The organism is Caldivirga maquilingensis IC-167, assembly GCF_000018305.1.
Lineage (GTDB): Archaea > Thermoproteota > Thermoprotei > Thermoproteales > Thermocladiaceae > Caldivirga > Caldivirga maquilingensis.
In genome coordinates, this window is record NC_009954.1 from 1,083,154 (window position 1) to 1,108,552 (window position 25,399).

30 protein-coding genes and 1 tRNA gene are annotated in these 25,399 nt (G+C 45.0%); 13 read left to right on the forward strand and 18 right to left on the reverse strand.

The annotated features are described in order from the left end of the window. Positions 1-8: 8 nt before the first annotated feature. The 4 genes from glcT (at position 9) to CMAQ_RS05280 (ending at position 3,380) form a co-directional block, all read left to right on the forward strand. Entirely contained in the window at positions 9-869 is an 861-nt protein-coding gene (gene glcT, locus CMAQ_RS05265; RefSeq protein ID WP_012186079.1) for a glucose ABC transporter permease GlcT, read from the forward strand. Between the two features lie 5 nt (positions 870-874). After that, complete coding sequence (gene glcU, locus CMAQ_RS05270; protein WP_012186080.1) at positions 875-1,696, forward strand: glucose ABC transporter permease GlcU; 822 nt, start codon at positions 875-877, stop codon at positions 1,694-1,696. 345 nt (positions 1,697-2,041) lie between these two features. After that, the gene (locus tag CMAQ_RS05275) at positions 2,042-2,266 is read left to right on the forward strand and encodes a hypothetical protein (RefSeq protein WP_156769846.1); all 225 of its coding nucleotides are present in this window, start codon (positions 2,042-2,044) and stop codon (positions 2,264-2,266) included. Positions 2,267-2,408: 142 nt separating this feature from the next. Continuing rightward, entirely contained in the window at positions 2,409-3,380 is a 972-nt protein-coding gene (locus tag CMAQ_RS05280) for a thiamine-phosphate synthase family protein (RefSeq protein WP_012186082.1), read from the forward strand. Positions 3,381-3,479: 99 nt separating this feature from the next. Here the strand turns inward: CMAQ_RS05280 and CMAQ_RS05285 are convergent, their stop codons facing one another. Beyond that, positions 3,480-4,589, reverse strand: coding sequence for a saccharopine dehydrogenase family protein (locus CMAQ_RS05285; protein WP_012186083.1), 1,110 nt, complete (start codon positions 4,587-4,589; stop codon positions 3,480-3,482). Between the two features lie 273 nt (positions 4,590-4,862). Between CMAQ_RS05285 and CMAQ_RS05290 the strand changes: the two genes are divergently transcribed. Next, on the forward strand, positions 4,863-5,333 hold the full coding sequence (locus CMAQ_RS05290; protein ID WP_012186084.1) for a hypothetical protein: 471 nt from the start codon (positions 4,863-4,865) through the stop codon (positions 5,331-5,333). Positions 5,334-5,513: 180 nt separating this feature from the next. Here CMAQ_RS05290 and CMAQ_RS05295 read toward each other — a convergent pair. The 4 genes from CMAQ_RS05295 to CMAQ_RS05310 all read right to left on the reverse strand — a co-directional run bounded on the left by CMAQ_RS05295 (position 5,514) and on the right by CMAQ_RS05310 (position 7,895). Further along, positions 5,514-5,601 (reverse strand) — tRNA-Leu (locus CMAQ_RS05295). Between the two features lie 43 nt (positions 5,602-5,644). Then, positions 5,645-6,070, reverse strand: coding sequence for a hypothetical protein (locus CMAQ_RS05300; RefSeq protein ID WP_012186085.1), 426 nt, complete (start codon positions 6,068-6,070; stop codon positions 5,645-5,647). Between the two features lie 3 nt (positions 6,071-6,073). Beyond that, positions 6,074-6,571, reverse strand: coding sequence for an adenosine-specific kinase (locus CMAQ_RS05305; protein WP_012186086.1), 498 nt, complete (start codon positions 6,569-6,571; stop codon positions 6,074-6,076). 139 nt (positions 6,572-6,710) lie between these two features. Continuing rightward, on the reverse strand, positions 6,711-7,895 hold the full coding sequence (locus tag CMAQ_RS05310; protein ID WP_012186087.1) for a DegT/DnrJ/EryC1/StrS family aminotransferase: 1,185 nt from the start codon (positions 7,893-7,895) through the stop codon (positions 6,711-6,713). Between the two features lie 96 nt (positions 7,896-7,991). Between CMAQ_RS05310 and CMAQ_RS05315 the strand changes: the two genes are divergently transcribed. Then, a complete protein-coding gene (locus tag CMAQ_RS05315; protein ID WP_012186088.1) occupies positions 7,992-9,338 on the forward strand; it encodes a phospholipid carrier-dependent glycosyltransferase in 1,347 nt (448 codons plus the stop codon). Positions 9,339-9,651: 313 nt separating this feature from the next. Continuing rightward, positions 9,652-9,846 (forward strand): hypothetical protein, encoded by a 195-nt coding sequence (locus tag CMAQ_RS05320; RefSeq protein WP_048062692.1) that lies wholly within the window; start codon positions 9,652-9,654, stop codon positions 9,844-9,846. Here the strand turns inward: CMAQ_RS05320 and CMAQ_RS05325 are convergent, their stop codons facing one another. The 6 genes from CMAQ_RS05325 to trpA are packed head-to-tail and all read right to left on the reverse strand — an operon-like array spanning position 9,847 to position 15,275. Continuing rightward, the gene (locus tag CMAQ_RS05325; RefSeq protein ID WP_012186090.1) at positions 9,847-10,431 is read right to left on the reverse strand and encodes an anthranilate synthase component II; all 585 of its coding nucleotides are present in this window, start codon (positions 10,429-10,431) and stop codon (positions 9,847-9,849) included. Next, on the reverse strand, positions 10,419-11,672 hold the full coding sequence (locus CMAQ_RS05330; RefSeq protein WP_012186091.1) for an anthranilate synthase component I: 1,254 nt from the start codon (positions 11,670-11,672) through the stop codon (positions 10,419-10,421). The genes CMAQ_RS05325 and CMAQ_RS05330 overlap by 13 nt, the downstream gene beginning before the upstream one ends. After that, on the reverse strand, positions 11,656-12,297 hold the full coding sequence (locus tag CMAQ_RS05335) for a phosphoribosylanthranilate isomerase (RefSeq protein WP_012186092.1): 642 nt from the start codon (positions 12,295-12,297) through the stop codon (positions 11,656-11,658). The genes CMAQ_RS05330 and CMAQ_RS05335 overlap by 17 nt, the downstream gene beginning before the upstream one ends. Continuing rightward, positions 12,284-13,303 carry an anthranilate phosphoribosyltransferase gene (trpD, locus tag CMAQ_RS05340; protein WP_012186093.1) on the reverse strand — a complete coding sequence of 340 codons (1,020 nt, stop codon included), beginning with the start codon at positions 13,301-13,303 and terminating at the stop codon, positions 12,284-12,286. The genes CMAQ_RS05335 and trpD overlap by 14 nt, the downstream gene beginning before the upstream one ends. After that, a complete protein-coding gene (locus tag CMAQ_RS05345; protein WP_012186094.1) occupies positions 13,300-14,550 on the reverse strand; it encodes a TrpB-like pyridoxal phosphate-dependent enzyme in 1,251 nt (416 codons plus the stop codon). The genes trpD and CMAQ_RS05345 overlap by 4 nt, the downstream gene beginning before the upstream one ends. Continuing rightward, on the reverse strand, positions 14,547-15,275 hold the full coding sequence (gene trpA, locus CMAQ_RS05350) for a tryptophan synthase subunit alpha (protein ID WP_012186095.1): 729 nt from the start codon (positions 15,273-15,275) through the stop codon (positions 14,547-14,549). Before trpA ends, CMAQ_RS05345 begins: the two co-directional genes overlap by 4 nt. A 125-nt stretch (positions 15,276-15,400) precedes the next feature. Here trpA and CMAQ_RS05355 point away from each other — a divergent pair, with 125 nt between their 5' ends. After that, the gene (locus CMAQ_RS05355; RefSeq protein ID WP_012186096.1) at positions 15,401-16,423 is read left to right on the forward strand and encodes an aldo/keto reductase; all 1,023 of its coding nucleotides are present in this window, start codon (positions 15,401-15,403) and stop codon (positions 16,421-16,423) included. Between the two features lie 108 nt (positions 16,424-16,531). Here CMAQ_RS05355 and CMAQ_RS05360 read toward each other — a convergent pair whose 3' ends face one another. The 4 genes from CMAQ_RS05360 to CMAQ_RS05375 form a co-directional block, all read right to left on the reverse strand. Continuing rightward, positions 16,532-17,482, reverse strand: coding sequence for an RIO1 family regulatory kinase/ATPase domain-containing protein (locus CMAQ_RS05360; protein ID WP_012186097.1), 951 nt, complete (start codon positions 17,480-17,482; stop codon positions 16,532-16,534). Further along, complete coding sequence (locus CMAQ_RS05365) at positions 17,469-17,993, reverse strand: PUA domain-containing protein (protein WP_012186098.1); 525 nt, start codon at positions 17,991-17,993, stop codon at positions 17,469-17,471. Before CMAQ_RS05365 ends, CMAQ_RS05360 begins: the two co-directional genes overlap by 14 nt. Positions 17,994-18,003: 10 nt before the next feature. Then, on the reverse strand, positions 18,004-18,249 hold the full coding sequence (locus CMAQ_RS05370; RefSeq protein ID WP_048062693.1) for a hypothetical protein: 246 nt from the start codon (positions 18,247-18,249) through the stop codon (positions 18,004-18,006). A gap of 62 nt (positions 18,250-18,311) precedes the next feature. Next, positions 18,312-18,491 (reverse strand): preprotein translocase subunit SecG, encoded by a 180-nt coding sequence (locus CMAQ_RS05375; protein ID WP_156769848.1) that lies wholly within the window; start codon positions 18,489-18,491, stop codon positions 18,312-18,314. A 109-nt stretch (positions 18,492-18,600) separates the two neighbouring features. Here CMAQ_RS05375 and CMAQ_RS05380 point away from each other — a divergent pair, with 109 nt between their 5' ends. After that, positions 18,601-19,752: a dihydrodipicolinate synthase family protein gene (locus CMAQ_RS05380; RefSeq protein WP_012186100.1), complete on the forward strand. Its 1,152-nt coding sequence runs from the start codon at positions 18,601-18,603 to the stop codon at positions 19,750-19,752. Beyond that, complete coding sequence (locus CMAQ_RS05385) at positions 19,742-21,025, forward strand: hypothetical protein (protein WP_012186101.1); 1,284 nt, start codon at positions 19,742-19,744, stop codon at positions 21,023-21,025. The genes CMAQ_RS05380 and CMAQ_RS05385 overlap by 11 nt, the downstream gene beginning before the upstream one ends. 53 nt (positions 21,026-21,078) lie before the next feature. Here CMAQ_RS05385 and CMAQ_RS05390 read toward each other — a convergent pair whose 3' ends face one another. Both CMAQ_RS05390 and CMAQ_RS05395 read right to left on the reverse strand, forming a co-directional pair. Then, on the reverse strand, positions 21,079-21,615 hold the full coding sequence (locus tag CMAQ_RS05390) for a transcription elongation factor NusA (RefSeq protein WP_012186102.1): 537 nt from the start codon (positions 21,613-21,615) through the stop codon (positions 21,079-21,081). A gap of 63 nt (positions 21,616-21,678) precedes the next feature. Next, complete coding sequence (locus CMAQ_RS05395) at positions 21,679-22,962, reverse strand: APC family permease (protein WP_012186103.1); 1,284 nt, start codon at positions 22,960-22,962, stop codon at positions 21,679-21,681. 84 nt (positions 22,963-23,046) lie between these two features. Between CMAQ_RS05395 and CMAQ_RS10400 the strand changes: the two genes are divergently transcribed. Beyond that, the gene (locus tag CMAQ_RS10400) at positions 23,047-23,625 is read left to right on the forward strand and encodes a Brix domain-containing protein (RefSeq protein ID WP_052290704.1); all 579 of its coding nucleotides are present in this window, start codon (positions 23,047-23,049) and stop codon (positions 23,623-23,625) included. Here the strand turns inward: CMAQ_RS10400 and CMAQ_RS05405 are convergent. Then, a complete protein-coding gene (locus CMAQ_RS05405) occupies positions 23,622-24,179 on the reverse strand; it encodes a 50S ribosomal protein L30 (RefSeq protein ID WP_012186105.1) in 558 nt (185 codons plus the stop codon). The two genes, CMAQ_RS10400 and CMAQ_RS05405, sit on opposite strands and share 4 nt — an antisense overlap. Positions 24,180-24,298: 119 nt before the next feature. On the opposite strand from CMAQ_RS05405, the gene CMAQ_RS05410 reads away from it, so the two are divergent. After that, positions 24,299-24,898, forward strand: a complete 600-nt coding sequence (locus tag CMAQ_RS05410; RefSeq protein ID WP_012186106.1) for an ArsR family transcriptional regulator — start codon at positions 24,299-24,301, stop codon at positions 24,896-24,898. A gap of 51 nt (positions 24,899-24,949) precedes the next feature. After that, positions 24,950-25,378 carry a type II toxin-antitoxin system RatA family toxin gene (locus CMAQ_RS05415; protein WP_012186107.1) on the forward strand — a complete coding sequence of 143 codons (429 nt, stop codon included), beginning with the start codon at positions 24,950-24,952 and terminating at the stop codon, positions 25,376-25,378. Positions 25,379-25,399 lie beyond the last annotated feature (21 nt).

Sequence of the window (25,399 nt, forward strand, 5' to 3'; positions counted from 1 at the left end):
TGATTTTTATGAGATCTAATCTCAAAATTATATTTACATTTTCCCTACCCGTACTATTCTTCGGCGCCTTCTTACTCTACATATTCGCGTGGACTTATTACTACTCGTTTACGAATTGGTCATTATTTAATCCAACGCCTCAATTCGTGGGTTTACAGACATACATTAAGATTTTAAAGACACCAATCACCGTAGCCTCCCTGGAGAGGTCCCTGCTACTTGCGGTATTAGTTGTTGCTGCTGGTAATGTGGTTGGTATTGCCATAGCCGGCTTATTATTCTTCCTAAGGAGTAATGTTCAGCGTAATGTGTACCTATCAATAATAATATACCCATTTGCAATGCCCATGATAGCCAGCGCCTTCGTATGGCTGTGGCTGTATAATGTTCAGTATGGGTTTGACTGGCTGTTTAAGTTAATGGGGCTACCCACAATTAATTGGCTGGGCTCATCAAATGCCTTCTGGAGCATATTCTTAATCACCATCTGGGCATACTCAGGGCTTGCGGTCCTCTTCTACCTGGCAATGCTCATGAATGTACCATCATCAATAATCGACGCCGCTAAGGTTGATGGCGCGGGCACAATGACCATATACCTAAGGGTCCTGCTACCCAATGCTAGGGGGGCCCTCATAATATCCTCAGCATTACTATTCCTCTTTGCCCTGAGAATATTCTCATTACCCTACGGCATGGTGGGTCTTAACCCATTCGTGGAGACCGCGGTGATAAACCTGTACTGGGACTATATAACCGAGTTCTTCGCTGAATCCACCGCAATAGCCGGTATATTAATCGCCATATCCGTTGCAGTAATAGTACCCTACGCATTGTATGGGCTGAAGAGGTGGGTGCTGCAGGGGTGATGTGAATGCCCAGCGCCAGGTACGTACTTTATCAGCTGGTCCTTGGCGTAATCATTGCGATTTGGTTAATACCACTCTATGCCATGGTCATTAACTCCTTCAAATCCAACATGGATGCTCTATCAACACCGGTGCTTATACCTCGGGGGTTCCATGTTAGTAATATAGTCACCGCGGCCCAGGCGTTGGCGTATGGCTTAGTTAATAGTGTGATTGTTGTGTTACCCACTGTGGTAATATCCACATTACTGGGCGCCTTATCGGCATTTGGATTCTATAGGGTTAAGCATTGGCTTAGTGACTTCCTCTTTACGCTAGTGGCCATAGGCACCTTCATACCCTATCAAGTGGCTGCTGTACCGCTTGTGAAGATAATGGTGCCCCTGGGACTCTTTAACTCCTACTGGGGGTTGATACTGGCATACTTAATATTCTTCGTACCCGCAGGGGCCTTGTTAATGTCCATATTCATCTCAGTAATACCCAAGGACTATGTGGAGATGGCGTACATAGACGGTGCTAGTGACTTAACGGTGTTCCTGAGGATAGTACTACCCCTGACAATGCCCGGTGTCATAGCTACTGCAATATACATACTAATAATGTCCTGGAACAACTTCTTCATACCACTGGTCGTCATAAAATCACCTGAGTTAAGGCCCATAGCACTCGCCGTTGAGAGATACATGGGCGGTTACGGGGTACTGTATAATGAATTCTACGCTGCGGCATTAATAGCGGCTATAGTGCCGCTGGTGATCTTCATACTACTGGGTAGGTACTTCATAAGGGGGTTGCTGGCCCTGGGCGCTGGCACAAAGGGTTGATAAATCAATCCCTAAAACCTAGGACATTATTTAATAATTGTTGAGATTAAGGATATAAGTGAGGTCCCTAGGCATGGTAACTCATCCGTTAAGGTTAGGATTATTATGAATGGTGTATGCGGTAGTGATAGGGAGATTGTTAATGATAGGTTATCAATGGCGAGGCCACCACCAATAAGGATTGGTTAATACTGGGCCATGAAGTGGTGGCTGTCGTGGAGGACTCTGGGGTTCCTCGATTTAGGTCTTGCGATTACGTTATGCCCATTAATAGGAGGAGTTATGGTGGTAAATACCCCAACTGTCTCGTGGGTAAGCCCCGACTTTTGCAAGTTTGGTGAGTTTGTGAGGAGGTTACTACTGGTGGCTATGTTCACCAAACTTCAGGAGAATTTATTAAGGCAAAACATGCTACTACGTAGTATTGACACTGAGGAATTGAAGAATACTGTGATTGAATTAGTTGAGAAATACGTTAATAAAACCATGATGAAGAATATTCCAATATTTCCACTAGCAACCGTAGCCATTGGCGCAGTAGCCGCTGCATTAGCCTTTGTATATTGGTAAAAGTGGATTAAATGTAGTATTCAATATTGTCTACCAGTATGAAGGTATTAGCGACCTCAGTAGGCGAGTACATGTTTAAGAATATTATAATGAATATGAATAAATCGAAAATCCCAAAAGGAATTTTTAGAGGGTAATTAGAATGGTTTTTAAGCCAAGAATATTAGTTGGTTTGATTAATGTGCTTAACCTTGGCTTGGAATTCCTGGTTGATGAAGTGGTGCCGTTGATTAAGGCGGAGGTTGCTAGGGAGCTTGCTGAGAGGGGTTATTCCCAGTCTAGGATAGCTAAGATACTTGGGGTTACTCAACCAATGGTTAATAGGTTAATGAACCAGTATGAGTATTATGTTGAGAAGGCTAGGAAACTGAACCTATGGGGTATGGTGGTTAATGTTAGTAGGGCTGTGGTTGAGATGATTATTAGTGATCGTTATGATGAAGCCTCAAGGTACATTATGAGTACTCTATTACTTGATTTAGCTAGCCTAAGGCTCTGTGATGCCCATAGGATGGTTAAGACGGATATACCGGCTAATTGTAGTGTGTGTTCAATACTGATAATGCCTAGGGATGCGGTTATTATGAATGTTGAGGAGGCTGTTAGGATTCTTGAGGCGAACCCTGAGGTTGCGTTGCTGGTGCCTGGTGTCTTAATGAATATAGCTGAGGCAATACCCAACCCCAGGGATCCAGCTGATGTGGCTGCTGTACCAGGTAGAATAGATAGGGTTGAGGGGAGGGTGAAGGCGTGGAATCCCCCAGCCTACGGGGCCAGTGGTCACTTGGCAATGATACTCATAGGTATTTCCCACAGTGACCCATCCACTAGGGCTGTGGCTTCAATTAAGTGGGGGAGTGATGTGGAGGAGGCTATTAAGTCCCTTGGGTGGAGTATGGTGAAGACCAGTGGGTCAATGAAGCCCAGTGAGGAGGAGATAATAAGTAGGGTTGTTTCAGCCTACATAACCGGTAAACCCAGGGTAATCGTGGACACTGGGGGTTATGGTGTTGAGCCGATAACCTACGTGTTCGGTAGTAATGCCGTTGAGGTTGCGCTTAACGTTGTCTCACTGGCTAAGGAGGTGGCTAAGTTAGCTAGGACTAATCAATAATGCCTTCAGGCTTAAGGAAAAGAATCCCTATTTAAACCAAGTGAACCTAATGGCAAATTCATAATACCCTACTTCTCAAGGGTTGAGGTAAGGTTTAAGCTAGGGTGCGGTTACTGTTTTAGTGAGCATAAGCTTCACGCCCTCAGCCTTAAGTCCATTGAGAACATGCCTCAATACATCCTTATTCTCAAAATAAGCCTCCTCAATTGGGAGCAAGCCACTACCCTTAATCACACCCCTTGCCACTAAGTCAGCTACCACGGCTGCTGTGAACCCAGTTAACCTAGCCATTGACGTGAAGCCACCCCTTGCGTAATCAATACCCTCAAAGGCAACCCTGGCAGGCTCACCATTAATCACACCCCTAGCCTCCACCACAGTTAGTGAGAAATCCTCAACACCCTGCCTCATTATGCTGCTTAAGGATTTAACCAATGCCTCACTACCCAGTAAGCCAACATCCTTAAGAATCCTCATAACCTCAAGGTGCCTACTCCACCTAATGGTTCTCTCATACATTGTTTTAATTGACTTAAACCGCCTAGGCATGGTGACGATTAGTGTTGATAAACCGTCGGTGTAGAATTCAGAGAAGTCACCGTCAATGAGCCAGGTCCTAAACGGGTATATTGATGATAATGGGTCAACACTCTTTAACTCACCGTTAATCATAATTGTGGCCGGCCTCACGTACTCCTCAATGGTGCTTTCAACGGAGAATAACACATCATAGTACAGTGGTGGCCTTGGGTTCACTGGATTACCACCAACATGAATCCCCAACTCCTCAACAGCATCCAACTCTGAGGATGCTGCAGCTGCAAGTAGGTTGGTTAAGCCTGGAGCCCAACCGCAGGCCGGTATTACAAGGGATCCATTACTAACCCTCCCAGCGGTTTCACTATTAAACCTCCATAGGAATATTAAATCAATAACCTTAGCCCCATATTCATGAAGCTTAAAAACCAGTGAATCGGCAATGGACTGTGGCACAGCGGTTAATACTACATCAGAATCACCGGCAATCCTCCTGGCGACCTCATCATTCATGGCATCAGCCTTAACGGCATTAATCCCCAGGCTTAATGCAGCATTAACCGCCTCACTGGATTTATCGTAACCCAATACCTCATGATTAGTGTGCTTAATCAAGTAGTATGAGGCAGCCCTACCCATTGGACCCAAACCCACTACGGTAATCAACCCCATAATTACCACCTAGCCTTAACTCAATAGGTATCTAAAGTATTCCTACATTAACCACCATAAGGCAGTGTACTTTAATACCCATCAGGACTATTAAAAATACCGCTAGTTAATCACCATGGAAAAGCCCTAAAATAATGTGCAGCATAGTTAAGTGAATTTTATGCCTGCATTATGGTTAACGTAGCCTCAATCCTTAAGATTACTAAATATGGCTAGCATTGAGATGCAGTCAAGGAGGAAAGCATTTATTAACTTGTAGAGGATTATGCAAGTATGATGAGGGGGTTATTAATTACAGGCATTGCACTTATTGTGGCTGCACTGGTGCTCTTCATAGTAGGTGCCTATGCCATTAGTAGATCCTTTAAGCCATTAACTACAACAGTAACATTGAATCCTGGTGAAAATGAAACAATCGGTGTTGCGACGCCTGGGAGGGCATTAACAATGTATTACACGGATTCAATAAATAAGCCATTGAGGGTATACACTAATGAGTCAGGCTTCATGGCCACTACTTATAGGGCTGGCTACTACGTAGTCGTCTTCACAATACTTAATGGTACCAGTGCACTGTATTTGATTAATAATTACTCAGCGCCGGTTACGGTTAAGTATAGTATAGTTAACTTAGCATTATCCTCATCAATAGTGAGCGGCGTATTGGTTATAGTAAGCATAGTAGTAGGTATAATTGGAGTAATACTTATAATATTAGGATTAGTATTGAGATCAAGTAAATAAGTTTCATTAATGGATTATTAAAACCATGATTCATGTTCAAGTTAACTAGACTCCAGTACGCCTCCCTACTCATCCTATTAAGCAGTCATTCCCTATAACTCATCCTCCTAATCCTCGTAATCCCACACTCAGTGCGTTCCCTGGTTACGAGTTTGAGAACTTTACCCTGCATGAAGGCAATGGTGCGGGGGGTGGGATTTGAACCCACGCAGGCCTACGCCAACGGGACCTCAACCCGCCCCCTTTGACCAAGCTCGGGCACCCCCGCCGCTGGGCTTAGTATATTAAGGCTTATAAGGCTTACCCATGCCTTAACCCAACTCCCCAGTGGTAGGTATTTTACTTAAGTTAAAATCCTTAAGCAATTTAATAACCCCCTTAAGTGTACCAGCCTCCTCGGCTAACCTAAGTATTAATGGTATGTTGACTTGGGTTAAATTAATTCTATTAACTAATCCCCAGTACTCAGTACTGTTGAGTGGTAGTGATGCTATGAAGTCCTCTAGGCTAACGTGAGGTAAGCCACCAATGTATACAGCCCTATTGGAGAAGCCCACCACCCCAACCTTAAACACCCTTAACCCTCCCGGTACTGCATCAATGTCACTTACGTGGACGGCAACATCATCAGTGTCCCCAATACCCATTATTCTCCTAAACATTGATAATGGTCCACAAGCCACCTCAAGCCTATTCCTTAAATCCCAGTAGGCATCATCACAGTTCAGTTTAATCACCGGTTAAGGAGCCATCTTGTAACCGAACCTCCTAACCAATTCCTTACGTTCCTTAGCATCCTCAGGTTTTTCAACCCCTAGGGGTGAGTAACCATCCACAACACCAACCACACCCCTGCGTTCAGGGGCTATTTCAGCAACTATTATGGAGAGGGGGTTACCTGTGGCTGCAAGTATCCTGGTAACCTCCTTAACATTCTTTATAGCGTTTAAGACGTTTATCGGGTAGGCGTTCCTAATGAATATTACGAATACGTGCCCAGCCGCTATTCTTGAGCATAGGTCAATGGCGGCGCCCCTAAGCTCCTCATCATTACCCTCATGCCTAATAAGCCTCTTACCACTGGCCTCGCAGAAGGCTAACCCAAACTTAATGCCTGGGACTGAGGATACTAGGGCTTCGTAAAGATCCTCAACAGTCATTATGAAGTGCGAGTACCCTATTATTACGTTTGAGTCAGGTGGATACTTAACATCCACCACATCAAACTTAATACTCATATTAACCTTTAACTAATTAAGGGATTTAAGCATTACACTCACGTGCCATAACACCGGTATGAACCTTAACTTTTAATTCACCACAGCCTAATCATAATTCACTAAGTTCCTGATTCCTAATGTTTTCCACGTAATTAAGTCAACTTAACGCCATTAATGTATCCTTAATCACCTTAGCCGCGTACACCGCATCATCCTCCGTGAAGTATGGTGATATCAAGATACCGAATATCCTCCTAGTAGCCTCCTCAGTGTTGGGTAATGGTTCATACTTAACCTCCCTACCATAGAATGGGCATGACCATGGGCAACCCTTACCGTACCCAATCTTATTAATGAATAATGGAGTCCTGTATAACGGTATGGGGTAGGCTACAGTCACCGCCTCAATACCCTTAGCCTTAAGCTCCTCAACCACCTTATCCCTAGGCGCCTTAACCCTACTGGTTAATAGGATTTGGTAAATGTGCCAGGCATGCCTAACATAGGGCTTGGGTTTAGGTAGAATCAGTAAGTCGTTATCTAATCTACTTAACTCCTCTGTAAGGGTCTTGGCGAAGGCCTCCTTCCTCCTAATAATCTCCTCCACCCTGAGGAGTTGGGAGTAGGCTAAGGCTGCCTGCAATTCACCCATCCTGTAATTGTAACCCAACTCCTCGTAGTAGTACTTCCCTGTTTCCCCATGGCTCCTAAGTAACCTAACCCTATTAGCCAATTCACTGGAGTTAGTGGATACAGCACCCCCCTCACTACTGGTTATTGTCTTGGTTGGGTAGAAGCTGAATGTACCCAAATCCCCCAGGGCCCCAGCCTTAACACCACGGTAGACTGCACCAAGGGCTTGGGCAGTGTCCTCAATTAGGTATAGGTTATGCTCCTTAGCAACCTTAATTAATTCATCCATTTCAGCGGGCATACCAGCCATGTGAACCACTATTATTGCCCTAGTCCTATCACTAATCTTAGACTCAACACTACTTGAATCAAGGCCCAGGGTTTCAAGGGAGATGTCTGCGAACACTGGTACAGCGTTGGAGTGCAGTACAGCTGATGCGGTTGCTAGGAAGGTGAATGCCGGTACAATAACCTCATCACCAGGCCCAACCCCAATCGCCCTTAAGGCTAGGTGAAGGGCCGTTGTTCCACTTGAGACCGCTAACGCGTGCCTAGTATTAAGGTACTTGGTTAACTCCTCCTCAAGCAGTTTACCGTACTTACCGTATGGTGAAACCAGGTTACCGCTCATTAATGCATCCACAACAGCCTTAGTATCCTCCTCGGTTATCCAGGGCCTGAATCTAAGCGTCCTCTTAGCCTCATGCATGTGTCACTACTGGGTATGGGTTTTTAAACTAGTATTCAAGCTTCTCATTAATTCATTAGAAAAATAATTATTAAGTCTAGGCTTTAAGCCTACGTTATGGGTATGTTAAGCTTATTGAAGAGGTGGCTGCCACTAGTCATAGTGCTGGTGGTTTTCACGCTTTACCTAGTGGCTATTCAACCCCACTTAAACTCCTACACCAGTGATGAGATTTGGTACGTTTCAGCGGCTAGGAATTTCATAAATGAGGTTGGGTTAGGCAGGTACTTAGTCAGTTACGGAGTTACAGTAGCCCCTTCACCACCATGTAATGTAACCGGTGCTACACCGGCTATATACTATAAGGATAATTTAATGGCGTGGTACAGTAATGTAACCTACACCCAGTTGAAGAGCCTGATGGATAATTCCACCTGCATAGTTAGGTTCGGTTACTATTACCCGGATAAGCAAAGCATAGTTACTTACCTTAACATTGAGCATCCATGGTTCGGTAAATGCTTCATGGTTCTCTCAATGCTCCTACTGGGTGATAAGCCAGTTACCTGGAGGGTGCCTTCAATGATACTATCAGCCCTAATGCTAATACTAGTCTACTACATTGCATTGTACATAAGTAATAACGTGGCCTACGCATCCCTAGCATCCCTGGCTCTACTCATGGATGCATCATTCCGCGACGTTGGTATAATAGCCCTCCTGGATGTTTACATAGGCTTCTTCACACTACTCACAGTATACCTATACGTAACCAAGCGCTTCACCTCATCATCAGTGGCCGCCGGCCTAGCGGCAGCCAGCAAGTACCCAGGAGTCTTCACAGTCTTCGCTGGGGCCTACTTAGAGGCTTATAGGCGTAATGGCTTATGGGCATTAGTCTACTTAGCGATATCACTCATAGTATTCATAATACCTCAATTACCCATAATTCACCTCGTCGGCGGCTTAAGTAACTACATTTCAGACGTATTCTTCTACCTAAAATGGTTTACTGAATCCAGGCCACCTGGACCCGTTGCATCTAATCCATTCGACTGGCTCATAGGCGTAGACAGTTTTGTCAATAATGTTTCACCACCATTATATGCAATGGGGTTACCTGGGGCATACCTAGTTGCCTTAGTTTACTCATTCCTAATGATTATTCCCCAATCCAGGAAATTACTATTCAGTAATATTCAATTCAACGAGTACTCAATACCAGTCACTATACTGACCATGTGGTTAGGCTTCTGGATGATATACCTACTGGGCAATACTACGCTATACAGTTACTACACCATGGACTTCGCACCATTAATACCCCTTGAACTAGTATTAGCCATGCATAGGGCTAAGCCCAACACCAAGCCATGGATCATTATCGCGGCATTAGCCGGCATAGCCTATGGCATCGCCGTTCAATGGAGCATGATATACTCCCTAATTAAGGCTATTACCTAAACTAGGCTTAGGGATTCTTAATTACCCTTAACCTATATTGATGCTCTCTCTGAGTACATGGAATTACACCCTGAATGAATGTGTAGCGGCTCGGCTCAAATGCTAGTGTTTATACGTCTAGAATATGTGTTTAATAGCAATATGAGGTTAATCTAACTTGGAAACAATGAGTCAATTACCATAAATTCACTAATCACCTTGAATGCAGGTTTAAGTGAATTCCAGAGGCAGTATTTAATTATGATTGTTAGCGCACACTCAGTTACAATATGATACATCAACCACGCGCTTCACTCAATGGTTAAACCAAGGCGTGGTATTCACCATAGCTCCAGCTACGGTATTTACAAACGGTGTATTCATGAATGAACCAGGATACACACTCATCACTAATAAACCCATTGATATGACTGTGAACTGGAGTATAGACTGGTCAGTAACTGGACCCATGTACGGTGTCATTATCGTTGTTATAGTTTTATTGGTTCTGCTTCTTAGGAGGCGTTAATTAGTATAGGTTTAGGAAGTTTTTCAGTATTTTCTTACCCATTGGTGTTCCAATGCTTTCTGGGTGGAATTGGACTCCGAATATGGGGTGTTCCACGTGTTGTATAGCCATGATCTCGTCATCATCAGTGGATACTGCCGTGACCTCTAGTTCCGGTGGTGGGTTATCGATTACTAGGCTGTGGTATCTCATTCCCTCTATTTCACTGGGTATTCCGCTGAATATGGGTGATGTCTTTATTATCCTTATTACACTGGTTTTACCATGTTTTATTGTCCTAGCCCTCCTTATCCTGGCTCCGAAGGCTACTCCTATGGTTTGGTGGCCCATGCATACACCCAGTATGGGTACTTTACCCTTGAAGTGCAGTATTACATCCTTTGATATGCCTATGTCCCTTGGGTTTAGTGGTGTTCCTGGGCCTGGTGATATTATTATCCTATCCGGCCTAATCCTCTCCAGGGCCTTTATGCTTACTTCATCATTCCTAAAGACCAGTGGTCTACTGTCTAATTCACCCACGTACTGGGCGATATTGTACACGAATGAATCGTAGTTATCTATTATCACTGTTATGTCCGCCATACACCTAACACCCTCTTAATGCTTCCAAGCTTATCCTCAGTTTCCTGAAGCTCGGCTTCAGGTATTGAATCGTAAACTATGCCGGCGCCTGCCTGAATCCTTACTTTATCGTTCATTGAGAATAGGCTTCTTATTATTATGGCGAATTCCCCACCACCACTATGCATAATGCCCAATGCACCTGCGTAGGGTCCTCTTGGTGAATTCTCGTACTTGGCTATTAGCTCCATTGCCCTTGGCTTAGGTGCACCACTCACTGTGCCTGCTGGGAATGTTGAGACTAAGGCGTCGACAATATCATTACCCTTACTCAGCATTCCCTCAACCCTGGAAACAAGGTGTTGGACGCTTTGATACTTCTCAATGGCGTATAGTTCCTTAACCTTAACACTACCGTATACGCATACCTTACCTATATCGTTCCTAGCTAAGTCAACGAGCATTACGTGTTCAGCCCTATCCTTAATGCTTGAGAGTAATTCCTCCTCAAGCCTAATATCACTCCATGAATCCCTCCCCCTAGGTCTTGTTCCAGCTATTGGGTGTGTCTCAACCCTGAGTCCATCAACCTTAACCAGTAGTTCAGGGCTTGTGCCTATTATGTACTTATCACTCATCCTCATGAAGTACATGTATGGTGATGGGTTAAGGTCAGCTAACTTCCCGTAAAGAGTCATTAAATCCCCCGTGAACCCATACTCCTCATACCTTGATAAAACCACTTGGAAGACCTCACCATTCTTAATATCCTCAATGGCCTCTGAAACCCACTTCATGTACTCAACGGGATCCGTGGCGGTCACTAACCCAGTGACCTTGAAATCACCCTCATCACCAGGCTTACTCCTAGGTAACTCACCCTTAACGTAGGCCCTCCCCAGGAAGTAATCGTAGATAACCACGTTACTGGGTATCATGAATTCAGCCTGAGGCCAATCACTCATCTTAATTAAACCAGCTAAGTGAGGCTCTATTGATGCAATGGCCTCATAGGATAAGTAACCCACAGCGATATTACCATCCTCAAACCTACCCAGTCCCCTGTAAAGGGACTTAAGCTCATCATATAAGTTATCATTAATAGTCACTAAGTCCTTAACCCCCCAGGCCACTATGGTGAACCTAGCCCTCTCAGGGAATCCTGGCCCACTCTCAAGTAGTGTAACGTGATCCTCACCATTCTCAATAAGAACCCTAACTAATTCCCTAGGCTTAGGTAACTCCTCAAGGGGCACCTTCACCCTTAATCACCTTAACAACCTCCATGATTAGTCTCCAATCCTTAACACCGGGGCTTGATTCAACCCCTGAATTAACATCTATTAAAAATGGATTATACTTAATAATGAACTTAACGTTACCTGGCCCAATACCCCCAGCAACACCAATCCTGCTTAAACCCACGACACGCCTAATAATGCTTAGTGGTATTTTCAAACCGTATTCAAATAACCTGTAACCAGCCTTAGGGGCGTCAATGAGGATGTACTCCACGTTACTCATGGTTAAGTACTCCTCAATAGTCTTCACTACGGTGGAATCGTCACTATACTCAATTACTGGTGCAAGGTTAATGTTACCCTGTCCACTAAGGTACTCATCAACGTTAACCACACCGTGGTACTGTAGGATTGGGAAGCCTAAGCCAGTAGCCAACTCCACTGCGTCCCTTAACCCCAATCCCCTAACCACGGCCACTGGCTTAGCCTTGGAGAGTGTTGAAGCCAAGTCCCTAGCCTCATTGGGGCTCAGTAGCCTCTGGGTCTTAACATCTGAGTGAATTATGAAGCCTGCGTAATCGGCGTGCTTATCAATGAACTCTACGTCAATCCTCCTCGTTAATCCGCAAACCTTAAGCAGAGTCACGCCTACTCACTGCTGCGACATTATTAACGTAGCTCCAGAAGTCGTTTGAATTACCTGCAATCTGCTTAACGGCCTCAACACCATCCCTAGGATCCTTAACCTTACCAGCGACGTAGAGCGCCATTGCTGTGTTGGCGGCTATGAAGTCTAAGGCAGCTTCATCAACACCCATTAAACCCCTCTTAGCCTTCTCAATGCTCTCCATTGGGTTAGAGACCACTACATCCCTTAACTCATGTATGCGTAAACCAAGTTCAGGGGGCTCAATTACGTATTTATCAATGGAATTACCCTTAACCTCATATATCATTGTTCTCCCGAATACTGAAACCTCATCAATACCTGGTTCACCGTGAACTAACAGGAGGTGGTCATAACCTATTAAACCAGCTGCCTCAGCCATAACCCCCATTATTCCAGCCTCAGCCACACCAAGCACCTGCCTCCTCACAAGGCCTGGATTAGCCAATGGACCCACTAGGTTAAATATAGTTCTTATACCGAGCCTCCTCCTAACAGGCATAACATTCTTCATGGCTGGGTGGTACATTGGCGCGAAGGCGAATGAGAACCTATGGTTATTCAGCATTAGTAATGCAGTTTCAGGTTTCACACTTATGTTGAAGCCGAGGGCCTCCAGGAAGTCTGCGCTGCCTGATGATGATGAGACACTCCTATTACCGTGCTTAAGCACCTTAACCCCCAGGTAGGCTGCCAGTAATGCTGAAATAGTGGATACGTTCATTGTCCTTAACCCATCACCCCCAGTGCCAGCTGTATCTATTACGTATGGGTCATTAACCGGTATTCTTAGGCATGTTTCCCTAAGCGCCTTAGCGAAGCCTGCAACCTCAAAGGCACGCTCACCCCTCACCCTAAGCCCCATGAGTAACGCAGCAGTCTCAGCCTCACCTGCCTCCATCTTTAATATGGCTAAGGCGGCGTTATAGGCCTCCTCAAGACTCAACTCAAGACCCCTAGCTATCTTCTCTAGGAGTGGCCTCATGATGCGTTCACCTTCTCGTAGGCGTCAGGATCCAGTAAACCATGCCCAGATAGGTTAAACAATATTACACTGCCCTTAGGCATTCTCCTGGCTTCATCAATAACAGCCCTTATTGCATGAGACGACTCAGGGGCAGGTATAATGCCTTCACTCCTTGCAAATAATACACCCGCCTCAAGAGCCTCCTCCTGCGTGTAGGCTCTTGTCTCAACAACACCCTCCTTAACGAGTAGTGATAGGCTTGGGGCAGCCCCATGGTACCTTAAGCCGGCTGCATGGCTTGGCGGTGGTACGTAATTGTGACCGAGGGTTAGCATTCTAATCATGGGTAGTAAACCCCCTGAATCAGGGAAGTCGTATTCATACCTGCCTTGAGTCAACTTGGGTGCTGCCTTGGATTCAACTGCAAGGAACCTAGTCTTCTCAAAACCCTCACCCCTTAGTTTAGCCCCTATGAATGGGTACGTTAAACCAGCGAAGTTGCTTCCACCGCCAACGCATCCAACCACTAGGTCAGGTTCCTCGGGTATTTGATTAATGGCCTCCTGCCCGATAACTGTTTGATGCATTAGGACGAATTCAAGCACACTACCTGGAATATACCTCCTCCCCTCACCCTGAAGCACGTAGTCTATTGCCTCACTTATGGCTAAGCCTAAGCTACCTGGGTGATTGGGGTTAGCCTTAACGGCCTCAACTCCGTACTTAGTAACCTCACTGGGGCTTGGGTAAACCATGGCCCCGTAAGTCCTCATGAACATAACCCTCTGCCTCTTACTCAAGTAGGAGCTCTTGGTCATGAAGACCACGGCCTTAATCCCAATTAACGCAGCCGCAATGGATACTGCTAAGCCCCATTGCCCAGCCCCAGTCTCAGTGGCAACCTCCTTAGCCCCATCCTTAGACGCATAATACACCTGAGGCACTGCTGTGTTGAGTTTATGTGAACCACCCGGTAACGCACCCTCGAATTTATAGTAGATCTTAACCCCATTACCTATAAGCTTCTCCAAACCCCTAGCCCTCCTCAGTGGTGTTGGTCTACCAAGCCTCATGTATATTTCCCTAACCTCATCGGGAATGGGTACGTACATTAATGAGGTGAATTCCTGGTGAAGTAATTCACTCGGCATTATCCTATTAAGTAAAGCTATCCTGGACTCACCCTCATAGGGATCCATGGGTGGTGGTAGTGGTTTAGGTAGGTCAACGGCTATGTTATACCAATGAGTTGGAACACCACTCACGGTAAACCACCCCTAAGCCACTTAAGGAAGCTTAACGCATCATTAAGGTCACTCATTCTTTGAATGAAGGCTGAACCAACAACAACCCCATCAGCCCCAGCCTTAATCAATGACCTAACCATATCAGGGCTATTAACTGCGAAACCCACGATAAGGAATGCATCACCTAAAACACCCCTAATAGTTACTACATTCTGCTCAATGTAAATAGGCAACTTAATACCAGTGGCCGCGTATAGGCCTAGGTATATGAATAATGGTTCCTGTTCACTTAGGCTCCTAATTAACCTATAGGGTGTTTTACTTGATATGAAGAAGCTGGGGGCTAATCCATTACTCCTCATAACCTCAATGTACCTACCTATTAACTCAGGGTAATCGAATATTAGGTCAGGGAATAATACAGTGGCGGCCCCAACATCACTAGCTGTCTTAGCCACATCATTGAGTGAGTTCACGTAATCACTAATATAACCCATTAGCACAGGTACTTTACCATACTTACTGTAGTCATCAGTAACCTTAACTGCATTAAGACCCATTAACTCAGCACCCTGGTGAGCCATCCTTATAACCGGCCCATCATACTTAGGATTACGTGTCGGTATGCCTATTTCCAGGAAGTCCACGAGGCCACTTATCTTATCAAGGGTCTCTAGGAAGCGTTTAGTACTTGGGTACGTTGCCGTTAAATATAGGCCCAAGGCGGGCCTACTTATACCCATTGGAGCTTACCGTCCCTCATAGGTGTATTTCGGTTAACTATTTTTAAGCATTACTGCGCTATAAACGCTAAAGTGAACGTTACTTGACATGAAATGTTTTAAAACTAAGGCCCGGTGGCTGGCTTATGCAGTATGTTAAGCTTGGTTGGTCTGGGGTTAAGGTTTCACAACTATGCCTCGGCACCTGGTACCTGCCTAGGCTTAATGAGAAGGATGAGTATGGTGTTCATAAGGTTGACGTGGAGTTAACCATTAAGATAATGAGGAGGGCTTACGATGAGGGTATTAACTGCATTGATACTGCTAATAGGTATCATGGAGCCATGGCACCCGTTGACTTAAACCATGTGGGTAACTCCGAGCGCGTGGTTGGTGAATTCCTGAAGACTGTGGATAGGGAGTCCATTGTATTAGCCACTAAGGTTAGGGGGCAGATGGCTCCTTGGCCTAATGGTGAGGGTTTATCTAGGAAGCACATTAGGTGGCAGATTAAGGAGTCATTAAGGAGATTAGGGACGAGTTACATTGACCTATATCAAATTCACTGGCCTGACCCCGATACTCCTAAGATTGAGACTCTTAGGGCTTTGAATCAGCTTGTTGAGGATGGTTTAGTGAATTATATTGGTGAAAGCAACCACCCAGCACACGACATAGTGGAATTCATGGAGCTAGCCGACAAACACAACCTAGAACCCTTCACAACAATGCAAGAGATTTACAATATCCTAGTCAGGGATATTGAGAGGGACAAGATACCTGTAGCCAAGAGGTACGGTATGGCAATACTAGCCTACTCACCCCTGGCTCAAGGAGTGTTAACGGGGAAGTACGTGGACTTCAATGCTAAGAAATGGACCACACCCAGTGATTCAAGGGCTGTAATATCAAGTGGATTACAGGGTTACTTCAATGATAGGAACCTTAAGGTTCTCCTGGAGCTTAATGAAATAGCTAAGGCTAAGGGAGCCACCTTAAGCCAAGTCTCATTAGCCTGGTTAATCAGCATGCAGGAGAGGTTTGGGGTTAACATAATACCCATCATAGGGGTTAGTAGAATGGAGCACCTTGAGGATAACCTAGGTGCATTAAACATTAAGTTGAGTCAAGATGATTTAAAGAGAATTGATGACGCCTTAAAAGCATGATATAAATAAATTCACCACTGGAATAACTCTATACAGGGGGATGTTTAATCAAAATTGAGTTTAATAATACTAATTGTTTAAATGTTAAATTGATGTATTGTAATTGAGTCATTTAACTAAGGATGTTACTCTCTTAATTAACCTGGAGTACGCCTTCTCAGGTGGTAATTCACTGTTCGGTATTAATGGGGCTAGCCTACTCATAACTGCATCAATGCCTACGTTTAACCCGTAGTTTGACTTAAAGTGCCTCAGTATAATGTTGAGGTCCCTCATTAGGATTACCCTAGATCCCTTAACGTTAGCGTACATCCACTGGGGCCAATCTATTATTGTTATTTTCTCATCACTTGGATTAACTAGGATATTGTATTCGTTTAAGTCACCGTGAATAATGTTTATCCTCAGGAGATCCTCAATGGCTGAAATAATCTGTTCAAGAACATCCTCAGGATTACTTAACTTAACCCTAAATAATTCAACACCATTAACGTACTCCATGGCCACCAAGTGCCTTGTCACAGCCCTAGGCCTTGGTGCAGGTACCTTAGCCTTATAGGCTTCGGTTAACGCTAGGTACTCCATGTGTGCTGATATCTTAGCTTCGTAAAGCCAAGTAACATGCCTCCTCTCCCCAATCCAAACCCTATACTTCCTAGTATTCCTGAAACTAACTCTACCAATCCTATGGAACTTTAAGGCGTATTTTTCCCCATTTGGCGCATCAGCAGCGTATACGTCTGATTCCTTACCAACACCAAGGGGTGTTGGGGCTATGGCATCTATAACACCCTTCTTAACCATGGTGTGTATTGACAGTATGTCGTAGGCTGGGAATGTTAACCTAACGTTATCAGGCCCCCTCCTAACCAGTAGTTTAAGCTTATTCATCTTTGAAATAGACTTATCAATAACCTCCTCACTTAAACCCATGTAATTCACAATCCTCTTAACCGGAACGTACTCGTGATTCCTGTGGAGGACCTCAATTACCCTAAGCACCCTTAAGTCGAGTTTACTTAACTCATTGTAGGAGGCTATTACGTTACTTATGCTCATGCACTTCACTCATTAATCTCCAGACGTAATCATCAACGTGGTGAATATTCTTAAGAACCTTCCCCCTACTCATGTTAATCACCTCATCACTACTGTATAGGCTAACAGTCACAGCTATTACCCTCCCCCCAGGGCTCTTAACCAGTACAATTTCCCCTGGTTTAAATGAACCGGTTAATTCCCTTATACCAGGCCTCATTACATCAGCCCCAGTGGCTATTGGCTTAACAGCACCCTCATCAACCTGAACCACTGGGTAGTACTTCACCAGTGATGGGTACTTATTAGCGGCAAGTAGTGTTGGGTAGGTTAGGTTCATGCTTGTGTTACTTACGCTTACCACAGCCTTAACTAATGCGGTGTCATTCATTATTCTGTAGATTTCCAAGTTATCATTAGCCTTAATAACCTCGGCTTCCTCAATGTTCCCGTAAACTTCACTTAACCATGGAACCTCATTCATAAGCCTCTTAATATCCTTCTTACTGAGCATATGCCTATTAATAACCATAACCCCCACTCTACATGCACACTGAGTCGGTGAATTTCTTAGCAATAACCCTGGCATCATCAAGGCTATCAACAACCTCAACACACGCCTGCTCCTCATCAACCATGTAGACTAGGTACTTATCCCTAAGCCTAAACACCTTAGCCTGTGCGAAGCAGTTTTCCTCAATCATAGTCCTGTAGGTTTCAATAGGCTCATTATACTCGGCGTTAACCTCCTTAAGCAACTCCTCAACCCTAGCCTTACCACACTCCACGCTGTAACCTGGGTTAACCTACTTTTAAACCATACTTGTTAATAATGCCTCAGCCCCCTTGGTTAAACAGGGACAAGTAGGTAAAGTAGTATTACTATTATTGGTACAGCTAACCCAATCATTATGGTTACCGCCGGCGGTATCTTAATTCTCTCAACCTCCTTAACATCCCTAAACATCAGTAGGCCGGCGCTCATTAAAGGCTGCATACCGCTATTCCTCCTCCTACGCCTAGTTGACATTAAATTCAGTTTACTTAAACTGGTTTATTTAGCTTTCCCCAAGACCCGTAACCTAATGCATTAACCAGTGGACTAGCATTTAAATCCCCACGCCATGGAGTAAAAATATATGAGTAATTTCCCTAAACCACCAAGGGATATTTACGACATGATTAGGAGTGGTGTAGCCATAGTTGCTCACCCGCTCGCCTTAACTAGGGATAGGAGGATTGATGAGGCCAGGCAGAGGGCCTTAACAATATACTACCTAGTCTCCGGGGCTGGGGGAGTGGCTATTGGTGTGCATACTACTCAGTTTAAGGTTCATGAGAACGGCATGTATGAACCCCTCCTTAAAATCACCAGTGAGGTGGTGGATCAATGCAGTGGAAGGGTTGGTAAGGTTGTTAAGGTTGCGGGCATTGTTGGCGGCACCCAGCAAGCTGTCAAGGAGGCTAGGTTGGCTTACGGGCTTGGTTACCATGCCGGCTTAGTTAGCTTACACAGCCTAGCCGGTGAGCCTCAGGATAAGGTTATTGAGCATGTGAAGGCCGTGGCCAGGGAGATACCTGTCTTCGGATTTTACCTTCAACCAGCGGTGGGTGGGGTTAGGCTTGGTTACGGCTTTTGGAGGAGGCTTATTGAGGAGGTTGAGAACCTGGTTGCCATTAAGGTAGCTCCCTTCAACAGATACGCCACAATTGATGTAGCCAGGGCTGTGGTTGATGCTGGGAGAGTTGGGGAGGTTGCCCTCTACACTGGTAATGATGATAACATAATCATTGACTTATTAACAAAGTTCAGGTTCACGGATAGGCGCGGTGGCCTTAATGAGGTTAAGATAGTGGGTGGGTTACTTGGCCACTGGTCCTTCTGGACTAAGAGATCCATGGAGATATTCAGGCTTGTTAAATCAATTGCTGAATCAGAACACATACCCCCAGAGCTACTAACCCTAAGCGCCCAGGTCACTGATGCTAATGGTGCAGTGTTTGATGCGGCCAATGAATTCAGGGGAGTGATACCGGGTATTAATGAGGTTTTAACACGCAGCCGACTACTGGCGGGTAGGTGGACGCTTGATCCTGAGGAGGATTTATCACCAGGGCAGCTTGATGAGATTAATAGGGTTTACTCATCATACCCCCACCTCAGGGATGATGACTTCACGGCTAAGTACGTTGATGATTGGATCAGGGGTGAGTGCGTTGGGTGGGGTGAGTTAAGGGAGTTGAGCTTAAGTGACGTTAAGTTAATGCTGAGTGGTGGTTATGGTCATTGAGGCATCGTACAGTAAAGTAAACATAACGCCACCCATCGGCCTTAGACTAGGGGGTTATGCCCATAGGCTTGGTAAACCATCAAACAGGGTTCACGATGACTTATACGCTAGACTACTATTATTATCCAGTGGTGATGTTGAAGTTATTATTATTCAAATGGATTTACTAGGCTTATACAGTAGGGATGCGTCACTAATTAGGAGGAGTGTGAGTAAGGTGACTGGGGTTAAGGAGGATAACGTAATAGTAGCCTCAACCCACACTCACTCAGCGCCTGAAACCATTATACCAATGTGGCCTAACACCCTACCCTACAGTGGTGAGGAGAGGGTTAAGTACAATGATTGGTTCACAGGAGTAGTGGGTAAGTTAACTGAGGCTGCGGGTAGGCTTAATGGTACTGAAAGGGTTGAGTTAAGTATTGGTGCAGGGGAGGTTGGTGAATTATGCTTCAACAGGTCCTTTAAGGGTGGGTTAATAAGTGGTGAATCACCAATACTAATGGTTAAGTTCAATAAGGGTAAGGTGGCTTTAATCAACTACCCATGCCACCCAGTCTGCAACACTGACTTAGGCTTCTCAGCGGATTACCCCGGGGTTACATATGAGGTGCTTCTCAGTAACGGTGTCGAGTCAATGTTCCTAACCGGGGCAGCAGGTGACATTGATCCAATTAAGAAGGGTAGGGGTTTCATGAATTACCTCGGGTACTCATTATCCTCATCTGTGATTAAAGCCTTAAACTCCCTTAAACCCACAGCCCCAGTCATTAGTGTTAAGGGGATTAAAGTCACCCTACCCCTTAGGACTGTTAACAGGGAGGAGGCTGAGTTGAGGTATGAGGAGGCGCTTAGGAGGGTTAAGGCTAAGGGTGGGTTACCCAGTGAACCCACTGAATCAATATGGGTTGATGAGGATTACTTAACGTTAATGTACAGTGATGAGGAGTATGAGGTCTCTAAGGATAATAGAAGCCTCATTGAGACTGAGGTAAACTTAGTGAGGATTGGGGACCTACTCATGGTCACTATACCGGGTGAACCATTCATTGAATCAGCGTTAACCATTAGTAATGCAGCTGAGGGCACGGGGTTTAGGGAAACCATGGTTGTTGGTTACGTTAATGACTACGTGGGTTACATACCCATTAAGGCATCATTCATTAAGGGCACTTATGAGGCTAGGTTAGCCAGGTGGAGTAGGGTTACCGATGAGGCTGAGGGGTTGATTACTAGGGCTGTGGAATCTAACCTAAGGGAAGTGGCATCATAACGCCGTGTATGGTGTAAGCTGGGTTAATGCCTAGTTAAGCCTCCCCTCCTTGATTACGCGGTGTTTAATTGATCGTGGCTAATTACCTTAACCTTAACGTTCCTATTAGTTATGGCGCTCAGTAACCTAGCCATGTCAGATGGCCTAAGCCTCAGCCTCCTAGCATCCCTCCTCATTATCCTAACCTCAGTTTCATTAGTTCCATCAGGCAGCCAAGTCGTGGCCACAGTTGGCCTAGCTGGGTAAGCCACCTGGGTCACTAATTCATTAATATCAGCCGTGTACTCAATTATCTTAACCCTCCTATTAAGGGCCTCTGAGAGCTTATCCTCAATTTGCCTAACTACGTTAATCGGTACTCGCCTAATACCCTTTAAGGCGATGAAGTATGTGTCATCAACCTCATAGGACTTATAGTACTCAACGTTACTAAGCATATTATTAAGCTTCTGGTCATTATCAGTTAACTTAAGGATAGCATCTATGACGTCGACGTCATGCATCTCGTACTGTCCACTGTTAAGCAGGGACTGGCATTTGCTGCAAAACAGCCTCGTCTTCACGCAGAATTCGCAGAACGGAATCCGCATCAACCCCTCATTAGAGTAAGGATATATAAAACTTTCCTCCCTGAGCAGTGATGTTAAGCATGATCAACCATCCGCAGTAACTTTACGTCTCCTCCCAATAATGTTAAACTCCTCGTGAACCTCATAAATCAGTATACCTACTATTAATGTCATAGCCCCTATTTCAAGGGAATTATAACCAAGGGCACTGGTGATTAGTAGGGATAGGATAATGGTTAGTAACTGCAGTATTGGGAATAAGGGGGCCTTAAAGGACCCAGTAATACCCCTCCTCCTAGCCACCACTACGGCTATTGGTGTTGTTATGTAGGAGAACACGACGCCGAAATTAGCCACTAGGCCAAGGGTCTCCACGTTACCAAGCGCCAATGATGCTAAGGTTGCCGTAGTCACTATTACCAGTGGCCAGTCACCGTGGGCAAGCCTCCTCGGTGCTACATTATCCTCAGCCATCTGGCTCAAGGTCCTTACCCCAGCTATAATCATTGATAACGTCACTGTGAAGGTTGATAACAAGGCTACTGATGAGACAATTAACCTAACCACATAGGGGGCCCTAGCCTCCTCAAGGGCGAAGCTTAATGGATCAGGCCTGGTACCGTATAGTTGCCAGGGGGCTATGTAGAGCATTGTGAAGACCACTAGGATGTATATTACCGTGGTTATGCTTAAGGATAGTATTATTGCCTTAGGCACGTTCCTCTCCCCATTCTCCACGGATGGTGTTAATGTGGCTATTGTGTTGAAGCCTGAGTAGGCGAAGAAGGCCAGTGACGATGATTCAATGAGGCCGAATAAACCATGAGGTAGCAGTGGCTTAAAGTGACTTGACTTAAATGGACCCGAGTAAAGTAAACCAGCGGCAATGAATATTACTAAGCCAGCCACGTTGATTGACGTTAAGTACTTCTCAAACTCTGAGGCAATCTTTAAACCAGACCTGTAGAGTAGGGATAGAATCACAATTAACGCCACTGACACTGGGTAAGTTAAGTACCGCGGCACCCCCATTGAGGTTAAGTAACCTGAGAACCCTAACGCAACAGCAGCCCCACCGATTACGTAGGATACAACCCTAAGTAAACCAACCAGGAAACCCACGGAGTCACCTAGGGTTAATTTAGCGAAGGAGTACACCCCACCCTCAACGTTGGGGAAGGCTGAGGCCATTTCAGCACTATTTAACCCAACCCCAATGGCTAGGGCCGCAGTCACTATGAAGGCGAGTAACGCCCCAGGTCCAGCTAGGTTTATTGCTGAACCAGCCATAACGAATATGCCTGCCCCAATAATGTTACCTAACCCCACGGCTGTGGCCTCCCATAGTGTTAACTTACTCCTCCTCACGCATGCCAGGTAGTGCGGTGTATTTTAAGATATGCCTTAGGTGCGATTAAGGTTTTTAATCCCCGTAACTATGGTTTAGGGGAAATGGTGGTTGTTTTAACTACCTCGAGGGATGCCTCCACTAGGCTTAGGCAATTCATTAATGAGCTTGAGTTAGCGGTGCCTAATGCCGTTAAGGTTAATAGGGGTAGGAGTGGTTTAGTTGACTTAGCCTTAAATGCCCTGGAGATGGGGGCTAGGCACATTGTTGTCTTCAATTCATTCCACGGTAACCCATCATCAATGGTAATATACAGGATTAGGGAGAATTCATTGGTTAAACTACCCTACGTAATAACCTTAACAGGTGTTAAACTGCTTAAGGACATACTGCCCTCAAGGCCGATTCTAGGTAAGGCGAACACCATGGTCACTGTGACTCAACCTGGGGTTCAATTAGCCTTAACCCTATCCGAGGTCTTCGAGTCCCAGTTATTCTACGGGAGTATTGATGAGTATAGGAGTTATGATTCAATAATGTACATTAGACCCGTGAAGCCAGGGTGCTGTGAGGTGAGCTTCATAGATGGGTTAACCTACGCACCAAGGGGGCCTATTATTAGGATTAGGAGGTTTAAGGAGGTTAATGCACCCGGCCTAGTGGTTAAGAGGCTTAGGGCTTAAATCATCCTCAGTATAAGATCATTAATGTCTAAACCCCTGTAACCCAACTCCCCACCAGCCCCATAGGGCTTCTTAATACTCCCCTTGAATCCACCCTTAGGTGGGTGTAGTCTGAAGAATGGTTTAAGGCCCGGTATGCAGGAGGCCTTACCGTTAATCATCCTAGGTCCCTCACCCCTCCTGCACCATAGGCTCTTAACCTCACCCTTAAGGTAAGCATCCACCAACTCCTCAACACTACCCCACCCATACTTCTTAAGGTACTCATCCGTTAAAGGTAAGTCACCCACAATCCTACCCCTCCTCCTGAGTAGTTGAATTAATGTATCCCTACTTAACTCACCCCACGTAGCCCAACTCTCAACAGACTTAAGCATACCCTTAATTGAATCAGACAACACGTATACACTGCACGTGAACCTCCTCCTAAGCCTCAGTAGGTTTAACGTATGGTTAACCTCAGGGCTAACGTCAACTAAACCCCTAATCCTAACTGCAGCAACAATAACCCTCCCATGCTCCCCACTCCGCTCAATCCCCTGGGTACTCTGCATAATGACCCCTTGCCTAAGCCCCCTTTATAACTGTACCTAAAAATACCCTACCCCTAATTAACACCAATCCACTGAACAATCCACTAAGGCTTAATAATAACCTTACCCTAATCCCTAATGTGGCTGAGTTTAAGCCCGATATAATTGTTCTACCGGGTAGATTGGAGACAAGTATTGAGGAGGGTTCATACGTGATTATGAGTGAACGAAACTTCAATGCAATATTCAATGACATTAACTTAACCATAGTCTCATCAATAGCCAAGGGGGCTCATAGGTTTAATGAAATACTTAAGGCGACATCAGTACCCAGGGGTCAATTATCAAGGCACTTGAGGGCACTCATTAAGAGTGGGTGGTTGAGTAAGAGTAATGGTGAATACGGCTTCTCCGCATCAGTCTACGTAGTATCCAATGTGGAGGAGGTTAATGAAACCATTATGATTAAGCTAATGCCGAATAAGGGAGCCTTCCTGGACCCAGTCCACGGCCTAGTTATATTCAGGGACTCAACGGGGGATTACTGCTCAACATGCCCTCTTAGGTCGCTTTGCACAAGGAATGTTAAAGACATTGCCAATAAATACGGTATTAAACTACACTCCCCTGAACCAGCTGAGGCGTATATGGAGATTTTCAGAAACCTAATACTAATTAACCTAGCTAAGAGACTTAGGATAGGTTCAATAAACCTAAGAATACCAGGTAATGGGGGATAATACCCCACCAGCCGCGAAGGGATTATTTAGCAATAATACATAGGCCTAGTAATGATTCAATTCACGGTAAGTAAGAGGACAAGCATACCTAAGGACACCTTATGGAGCCTAGTCTCCAGGGTGGAGGATTACCCGAAGTACTGGCATGGACATAGAGAGGTTAAGGTAATAGGCAGTAGTGGGGGTAAACTTCTGGTTAACATTAGATTCGCCTTCAATGGCCCATTAAACCACGGCACAGCCTACGTGGAGTTAGGCAACTATACGGTTACCTTCAACTTCCTTAAGGGTCCATTTAAAGGCACACACATTATTAAGGTTAAGGATGGTGAATTAACCAGTGAATGGAACATTAAATTAAACCCACTCCTAACCCCCATGAGTAAGTGGATAATCAACCACTTTAAGCAGGGTTCAGAGCACGCCTTAGAGAGAATAATTAAGGACGCTGAATTAATAATGAAGACCCCAAGCTCCTAAAATAATTAAGCTAACCTAAAG